Source organism: Legionella navarrensis (assembly GCF_052527415.1).
This window is the reverse complement of the sequence record NZ_JBNVZR010000021.1, coordinates 37,574-45,300: the sequence shown is the minus strand read 5'-3', so window position 1 is coordinate 45,300 and position 7,727 is coordinate 37,574. Positions and strand designations below refer to the sequence as shown.

The following is a 7,727-nucleotide window of genomic DNA, read 5'->3' as shown; positions in this document are numbered from 1 at the left end:
TGCAAGGTGAATTGTCAACAGGCCCTAGTTGGACTGTCCATTCCAATCGAGAAATATCGTTTAAACAGATTCCAGCGGACTGAAAAATCATGATCATTCTCTGGAAGTCGCCATATGCAATGAAGATGATCCGGTAAAACAACCAATCCATCCATATGATAAGGGTGCTTGTTCATGACATATCGAAATGCAGCTTTCAAACGGGTTAATGTCGGTTCTTCACATAATAGCGGTTGACGATCATGAGTGACTACAGTAAAAAAATACGTGCCGCCCTTTATGAATAGACGATGATAATCGCTCATATTTATAACTCTTCCGTGGTTGGTTGGATTGTGTGGTGGGCACGTCGCTGCGCTCCTTTGCCCACCCTACAGTAATGCTGTGCATGCTATTTTACATTGTTCGCTGGTATCGAACCTTGGCCAGAAGGGTATCTTCTGCCAGCAGGCGTACCCAGGGCCATAATAAAATACTGAGCAGACTGCTGCCGATCACGCTTACCCAGCTCACATGAAAACTGACAAAGGCATCCACCAGCATCATCACCAGCTGATAGACAAAACTCAGCAGCCCAATCAAGGCCATTTGCTGGCCAATTGAAAAGAAATAAAAACGACGGGCTTTGGTGCTGGCAAGCCAGGTTACAATGATCAGAGCAAAAGCGTGCTCGCCTAATACCGTCGATAACAGCACATCAAGAATCAAACCAATGATAAAAAGATTTCGTACATTAAAATAATCCGGCAGATAAAACTGCAGGTACAGCACCAGCAGCAAGACCCAGGGTGGGCGTACACCGCTCATAAACTCAGGCATGGGCAGAATGGTCAGTGCCAGAGTCAGCAAAAATGCAAGAACCAGTCGCAGGCTGATGGACATCATGCGTTCTCTCCGGCTGCTTTCATACGCTCATTTATCTGGGCTGTCAGTTTGGCCTGTTCATCGTCGGGCCAGATCAATAAAACCAGGCGATTGCGGTTCAACAGGGCAACCGGTGTTACATCCACCTTAATGAACGCTTCCCCTGGATTATTGTTTACATTTGAAACGCGCCCTACCGGATAACCCTCCGGATACAAACGCCCCAGACCTGAGGTTACCAGCAAGTCACCTTTCATGATTTCGGATGTTCGCGGCAGGTTAATCAGAGACATCTGACTCGCATCATTAAGGCCAACCAGGATGGCACGCTCGCCCGTTCGATTATTTCTCACGGGAACTGCGCTTTTGAAGTCGGAAATCAACAGCACCGTACTGGTCATATGCCCTACATCAATGACCTGACCGACCACGCCTTTGGCATCCAGCACCGGCTGACCAACGTAGGCACCATCGCGTTTCCCTTTGTTCAAAATCAACAGCTGGCGGGCAATACTGGTATCTACAGCAAGAATCTGAGCCGCCATGGCTTTCATGCGGGCTTTTGAGGAGGTCAGCAAGAGGCCACGTAACTGGGAGTTTTCTTCCTTGATGGCCATGAGGCGCTGCATATCCGCCTCGAGCATGGTCTGCTGATAGCGCAGCTGCATGTTTTCGTTGATCAGGGCTGTTTTGGCGCTGAGCAGTAACTGCACCCATCCAAATACGCGTACAGGATAATCCACGGCGTATTGCAGGGGCGAAACCAAAAAGGAAAAACCACCACGCACACTATCAAGATATTTGTAGTGGTAGTCAGAAAACATCAGGATAACAGATAAGGCTGATGCCAGGACAAAGGACAGCGATCGGTTCTTTGTCTTGGCAAACAATCTGTCCCGTGAACTATTCAGTTGAGAGGAAATCACCACCGCGCAGATCCATTGTTTCGAGTGCCTTACCACCGCCACGAGCTACGCAGGTCAGTGGATCTTCTGCAACCAGCACGGGCAACCCGGTTTCTTCCATTAATAAGGTGTCCATATTTTTTAACAGAGCACCACCCCCGGTCAGTACCATGCCACGCTCGGCAATGTCTGCTGCCAGTTCAGGCGGTGCCAGCTCAAGAGCAGCACGTACAGCGCCAACAATACCAGACAATGGTTCCTGCAACGCCTCCAGAATTTCGGCGCTGGTGAGAACAAAGCTGCGTGGCACGCCCTCGGCCAGGTTTCTGCCCCGGACTTCAATTTCAAAAAGATCGCGGCTGGGATAAGCAGAGCCAATTTCGTGCTTGATTCGCTCAGCCGTGGTTTCACCAATCAGGGTACCGTAATTGCGACGCACGTAGGATACAATGGCATCATCAAATTTGTCGCCACCGATACGAACGGACTGGTGGTAAACAATACCGCTCAGGGAAATAATGGCTACTTCCGTGGTGCCACCACCGATGTCAACCACCATCGAGCCACTGGCCTCTTCAACGGGCATGCCGGAACCGAGGGCAGCGGCCATCGGCTCTTCAATCAGGAATACTTCCCGGGCGCCGGCACCCATGGCCGACTCACGAATCGCGCGTCGCTCAACCTGGGTGGAACCACAGGGAACACAGACCAGTACCCGAGGGCTTGGTCTCAGGAAACGGTTCTCATGAACCTTGTGAATAAAATGCTGCAGCATTTTTTCGGTAACGAAAAAATCAGCAATCACGCCGTCTTTCATGGGACGAATGGCGTTGATGTTGCCAGGTGTCCGTCCCAGCATACGCTTGGCCTCGAGACCAACAGCGGCTACGCGCTTCTGGCCGGACTCGTTTCGAAGAGCGACAACGGATGGCTCATTGAGCACGATCCCTTTGTCTCTGACATAAATCAGTGTATTGGCGGTTCCCAGATCGATGGACAAATCATTGGAAAAAACACCCCGGAGTCTGTTGAACATAATGTGGTATAACCTCGTTCTTTTTTTAGCCGTACTTTATCCTAAATTTGATTATAAATCGACAAGGATTTGGAAGATTTTTTGTAATAAGCTGAGAGAGGAACGGCCTTACGCTGAACCGTGTAGCCCGGATTAGCGCAGCGTAATCCGGGAATAACGATATCCGGGCTACGGTCAGAATCTTATTTCAGCGAAAAAACACGTTCCAGCTCGTCTTTGTGTGTTTCAACAAAGCGTTTACCAAGACCAGGTACCTGCCCGAGCTCGGCAACGGTCTTGAATCCCTTATGCTCATCGCGGTATTTTACAATCGCCTCTGCCCGCTTCACACCGATGCCCTTAACAGATTTTGTCAGGGTTTTTACATCAGCGGTATTCAGGTTGATCGTGCGAACGACAGAATGTTCAGGCTGCACGGGAGCAGGTGCTGCACCGGCCGCCCAGGATTGGGGGAACAAAACAATAAAAGACAACAGACTGATAAACAGACGGATTTTCATAAACTACTCCATATTGATTGGACTACGCGGGACAGAATTATCGCGCGCTTTGCGCTGTTAACTTCCATAACAGAGCAAAGCAGAGTATCGCATCGATTTCAATTCTTGTCGAGCTTCGCCGCAGATGACAGGGCTCAACGCTTTCGGTCAGGATGGATTCGCCTCGGCTCTCTCACGAATGCGGGTCAGGGCGTAGTCCAGGCGTGCCAGCGTTCTGGTTTTGCCAATCAGCGCGAGGGTGGCGTCGATGGCGGGTGATGAGCCGGTACCGGTTACCGCAACGCGCAGTGGCTGGCCGATTTTGCCCATGTTAATGCCGAACTCCTCACTGACTTCAATAATCACCTGGTGCAGACGTTCGGCAGACCAGTCGTCCTCCTGCTGCAGGCGCTCATACAGACGCGTCAGTGGTTCGAGAATAACGGGGCGCAGGTGCTTTTTAATCGCATCTTCGTCATAGGCTATCTGATCCACATAAAAATAATGACTGGCTTCGCACATCTCCACCAGCGTTTTGCAACGCTCTGCCTGCAGAGCAACCACCGCTGCCAGTGACGGCCCCTGCTGCGTATCAAGGCCAGCCGCGGCAAAATGCCAGGCCAGAGCCTCAGCCACATCAGCCGGGTTTTGCGATTTCAGATAATGCTGATTCAGCCAGTACAGTTTTTCGTAGTTAAAACTGGATACGCCACGGCTGACATGCTGCAGATCAAAGAGATGAATCATGTCATTGAGCGAAAAAATCTCCTGATCGCCATGTGACCAGCCCAGTCGAACCAGATAGTTCAGCAGAGCCTCAGGCAATATGCCCTCTTCACGAAACTGCATCACGCTCACCGCACCGTGACGCTTAGACAGACGTTTGCCGTCGTCGCCCAGAATCATCGGCAAATGCGCAAACACCGGTATGGGTGCGCCGAAAGCCTTGAATAAATTAATCTGCCTTGGGGTGTTATTAATATGATCATCACCACGAATCACATGAGTAATGGCCATGTCCCAATCGTCAATAACCACCGCGAAATTATAGGTTGGATTCCCATCTGAGCGAATCAGAATCAAATCATCGAGCTCGCTGTTTTCAACCTGAATATCACCGTAGACCTGATCGTGAAACGCCACGGTGCCTGTTTGAGGATTTTTAAAGCGGACAACAAAAGGGGCATCGGTCTCGGGCAGATGTCTGTCGCGGCAATGGCCGTCGTAGCGGGGCTTTTCCTTTGCCAGCAATTGTGCTTCACGCAGCGCTTCCAGACGCTCTTTGGAGCAGGTGCAGCGATAGGCCTGGCCTTCTGCCAGCAGCTGTCCGGCCATTTGCAGGTAACGTGCGTAACGATCGCTCTGGTATACAGGCCCTTCGTCGCAGGTCAGGCCCATCCACGCCATGCCATCCAGAATAGCCTGAACGGATTCCTGAGTGGAGCGTTCTTTGTCGGTGTCTTCAACCCGAAGGACAAATACGCCGCCATGACGTCTGGCATACAGCCAGGAATACAGGGCTGTGCGAACACCCCCTACGTGTAAAAGACCAGTGGGGCTTGGGGCAAAGCGGGTTCTAACGACCATTGGGCGCTCCGTTGTATGCAGGAAAATAATCGGGCTATAATAGCCGACTTTACAGTCAACGCAAAGCTGACGATGTCTAAAAGCAGGACTCTATGAAAGGGATTGGCATAAAATACCAGCTGCGAATCACGACCCTGATACCCGTGTTCGTAGTCGCCTTGCTGTTCGCCGTCTTCTACAATGGCCAGTTCAACAAGGATCTGAAACAACACGTATCCCGTCTGGGGGAAACCTACATACGGCAGTTATTACCCGCAGCCCAGCTGGCGATGATGCGCAACGATCATCGAACCCTGCAGGGAATCATCAACGCCTCGATCGTTAATCGGGAAGTGGTGGCGCTGGCCTTTTACGATGCCGAAGGCAGGCTGATAGCCTATCGCGGGGGAAAACATTCCGTCAATACACCCTTCAAACCACCGCAGTTTACGGGTGATTATGTTGAAAGACGACGACTTACGCCCTATACCGCCAACTTTGTAGCTCCCATTATCCTGCCCAAATTCAATCTCTATTCCGACGCATCCGACCAGGCCAGCCCGACTTTTCTGCCCTGGCAGGCGGATGACAACCTGGGCTGGTTATCTATTGATATCGATACTCAGCCCATGCAGATCAAACGCTATCAGATGTACATCATCACCATTTTTATCACCCTGCTTGGTTTATTGATCAGTCTGTCCATTCACTATTTTCTGTCCAAGCGCATTTATCTGCCCATTGCCCGCCTGCGACGCAGCATGAAACAAATCATCAGCAACGAATTTGAGACCCACATAGCTGTTGGCAGCAAAGGTGAAATTGGTGAAATTGAACAGGGTTGTGCGCATCTGCAGAAACAATACCTCAGCACAATCCGCGACATGAATCAGCACATCGAAACGGCCACGGAGGATCTGCAGCAGAGTCTGGAGCTGCTGGAAGAAAAAAATATTCAGCTGTCGCTTGAAAAGAAAAAAACCGAGGAGCGCAGCCGTCATAAATCCGAGTTTCTGGCCAATATGAGTCATGAAATCCGTACGCCGATGAACGGCGTGCTGGGCTTCACCAACGTTCTGCTGGAAACCAAGCTGGACACCCTGCAGCTGGATTACGTTAAAACCATTAAATCCTCATCCCAGGATTTGCTGAATATCATCAACGACATTCTCGATTATTCCAAAATGGACGCCGGCAAGCTGCATCTGGACTGCATTCCTCTGGACCTGCGCGCCTGCATTGACGAAGTCCTGACCCTGGCCGCTCCCAACGCTCATAAGAAAGGGATTGATCTGATTCCCTCCACCGAAATCAACGTGCCTAAAACCGTCCTCGGTGATCCCCTGCGCATCAAGCAAATCCTGACAAATCTGGTCAGTAACGCGATTAAATTTACCGATCATGGCTACGTTCTCGTTCATACCAGCATTGAGCAGGAAACCAGCAGTGATTACAGCCTGACGATTTCCGTAACCGATACCGGCATCGGGATCTCCAAAGAGGATCAGGTCAAACTGTTCCAGGCCTTTAACCAGGCTGATACCACCATCACCCGCCGCTACGGAGGAACCGGGCTTGGGCTGGTCATTTGCAAAAAGCTCGCGGAAGCCATGAAAGGCCGTATCATTCTCAGCAGTGAGATGCATAAGGGCTCCACCTTTTCCATCAAAATTACCCTGGAAAAACTGGCTGCCTATGAAGTGGAAAAACATCAGAGTCATCGCTTTGGCAACCTGAAGGTTCTGTGTTTTGACGATAATTCACTGCAACTGGAGTCACTGTGCAATGGTCTGGGCTGCTGGGGAATTGAGTGTGTACGCGTTAACCATTTCAATCAGCTGGATGCGGCGTTTCAGGAAAACCCCGACTGCGAAATAGCGTTCATTAACGTCAACGAAGGCTGTGAAAAGCAAGTGGCACAGGTTATTGAGAACAAGAGCATCCCCTGCGTACTCTTGTCCAAATGGCTGATTCATAATGCAGAATCCCTGGGTGCCAGGGCTTTTTTATACAAACCACTGAGCACACAGAAATTATATGACACCATCGCATCTCTGTTGAATCAGACGATACAGCAGAGCGAAAACGAACTGGAACTGATGGAGTTAAGACAGCAGCTGAAAATCAGGCACCCAAACATTCTCATAGCGGAAGACAATCCCGTTAACCGCATGCTGTTCAACTCGCTGCTGTGCGAACTGTCTACTATCAAGGCGGTAGAAGATGGTAAGGACGCTGTGAACGCCTGCCAGAAAAAACCCTATGATCTTCTGATTCTTGACCTGCAGATGCCCCGCCTGAATGGTCTGGATGCCGCCCGCAGGATCAGGGAAGAATCAGCCCTCAACAAGAAAACACCCATTGTTTTAATCAGTGCCAACACCAGCGATATCAACCCGGAAAGCCTGAGTGACGCCTGTATTGATCTTTGCCTGCAAAAACCAATTGATGAAAAACAGCTCCTGAGCCATGTCTTAAGCATGCTGAAACAGAAACAGGAGGCCAAAGCCGACAGCACAGCCATCGACTGGCCACTCTGCGTGCAGAAACTGTCAGGAAACAAAGCCGTTGCGGCAGAGTTTCTCGCCCGCTTTGTTCAGGAACTGTATGTTAATCGGGTAGAATTCATTGGTCTGCTCAAACAGCGCGACCTGAAAGGCCTCGAAAATGCCGCTCACAAACTGCACGGTGCCTGCTGTTTTTGCGGTGTACCACGCCTGCAGACGCAGGTGGTTCTGCTGGAAAAACAGGCTCGTGAAGCCAAAAGCGCACACGAACTGAAACACTGCGTCGATACCTTATTGCAGTATATTGACGAGGTGATCGAGGAATTTGATAATTTCTATCAGACAAAAGAGTCTTCATGAAAAAACAACA

7 protein-coding genes are annotated in these 7,727 nt (G+C 50.3%); 1 reads left to right on the top strand and 6 read right to left on the bottom strand.

What is annotated here, in order from left to right:
- Nucleotides 1–14: 14 nt before the first annotated feature.
- From ACQUTA_RS11420 to gltX, 6 genes are all read right to left on the bottom strand, one after another.
- Complete coding sequence (locus ACQUTA_RS11420; RefSeq protein ID WP_444988379.1) at nucleotides 15–305, bottom strand: REP-associated tyrosine transposase; 291 nt, start codon at nucleotides 303–305, stop codon at nucleotides 15–17.
- Nucleotides 306–396: 91 nt separating this feature from the next.
- Nucleotides 397–885, bottom strand: coding sequence for a rod shape-determining protein MreD (gene mreD, locus ACQUTA_RS11415; protein WP_444988378.1), 489 nt, complete (start codon nucleotides 883–885; stop codon nucleotides 397–399).
- Nucleotides 882–1,790, bottom strand: a complete 909-nt coding sequence (gene mreC / locus ACQUTA_RS11410; RefSeq protein ID WP_444988383.1) for a rod shape-determining protein MreC — start codon at nucleotides 1,788–1,790, stop codon at nucleotides 882–884. The genes mreD and mreC overlap by 4 nt, the downstream gene beginning before the upstream one ends.
- Nucleotides 1,768–2,805: a rod shape-determining protein gene (locus ACQUTA_RS11405; protein WP_444988377.1), complete on the bottom strand. Its 1,038-nt coding sequence runs from the start codon at nucleotides 2,803–2,805 to the stop codon at nucleotides 1,768–1,770. Before ACQUTA_RS11405 ends, mreC begins: the two co-directional genes overlap by 23 nt.
- Before the next feature lie 182 nt (nucleotides 2,806–2,987).
- Complete coding sequence (locus ACQUTA_RS11400; protein WP_444988376.1) at nucleotides 2,988–3,305, bottom strand: ComEA family DNA-binding protein; 318 nt, start codon at nucleotides 3,303–3,305, stop codon at nucleotides 2,988–2,990.
- A 147-nt stretch (nucleotides 3,306–3,452) separates the two neighbouring features.
- Nucleotides 3,453–4,871 carry a glutamate--tRNA ligase gene (gltX, locus tag ACQUTA_RS11395; protein WP_444988375.1) on the bottom strand — a complete coding sequence of 473 codons (1,419 nt, stop codon included), beginning with the start codon at nucleotides 4,869–4,871 and terminating at the stop codon, nucleotides 3,453–3,455.
- A 92-nt stretch (nucleotides 4,872–4,963) separates the two neighbouring features.
- Here gltX and ACQUTA_RS11390 point away from each other — a divergent pair, with 92 nt between their 5' ends.
- On the top strand, nucleotides 4,964–7,717 hold the full coding sequence (locus tag ACQUTA_RS11390) for an ATP-binding protein (protein WP_444988374.1): 2,754 nt from the start codon (nucleotides 4,964–4,966) through the stop codon (nucleotides 7,715–7,717).
- The last annotated feature ends 10 nt before the right edge of the window (nucleotides 7,718–7,727 follow it).

Excerpts from the sequence above, each read along its gene's own strand:
- ACQUTA_RS11420 (WP_444988379.1), bottom strand. The coding sequence starts at position 305 with ATGAGCGATTATCATCGTCTATTCATAAAGGGCGGCACGTATTTTTTT.
- mreD (WP_444988378.1), bottom strand. The coding sequence starts at position 885 with ATGATGTCCATCAGCCTGCGACTGGTTCTTGCATTTTTGCTGACTCTG.
- ACQUTA_RS11405 (WP_444988377.1), bottom strand. The coding sequence starts at position 2,805 with ATGTTCAACAGACTCCGGGGTGTTTTTTCCAATGATTTGTCCATCGAT.
- ACQUTA_RS11400 (WP_444988376.1), bottom strand. The coding sequence starts at position 3,305 with ATGAAAATCCGTCTGTTTATCAGTCTGTTGTCTTTTATTGTTTTGTTC.
- gltX (WP_444988375.1), bottom strand. The coding sequence starts at position 4,871 with ATGGTCGTTAGAACCCGCTTTGCCCCAAGCCCCACTGGTCTTTTACAC.
- ACQUTA_RS11390 (WP_444988374.1), top strand. The coding sequence starts at position 4,964 with ATGAAAGGGATTGGCATAAAATACCAGCTGCGAATCACGACCCTGATA.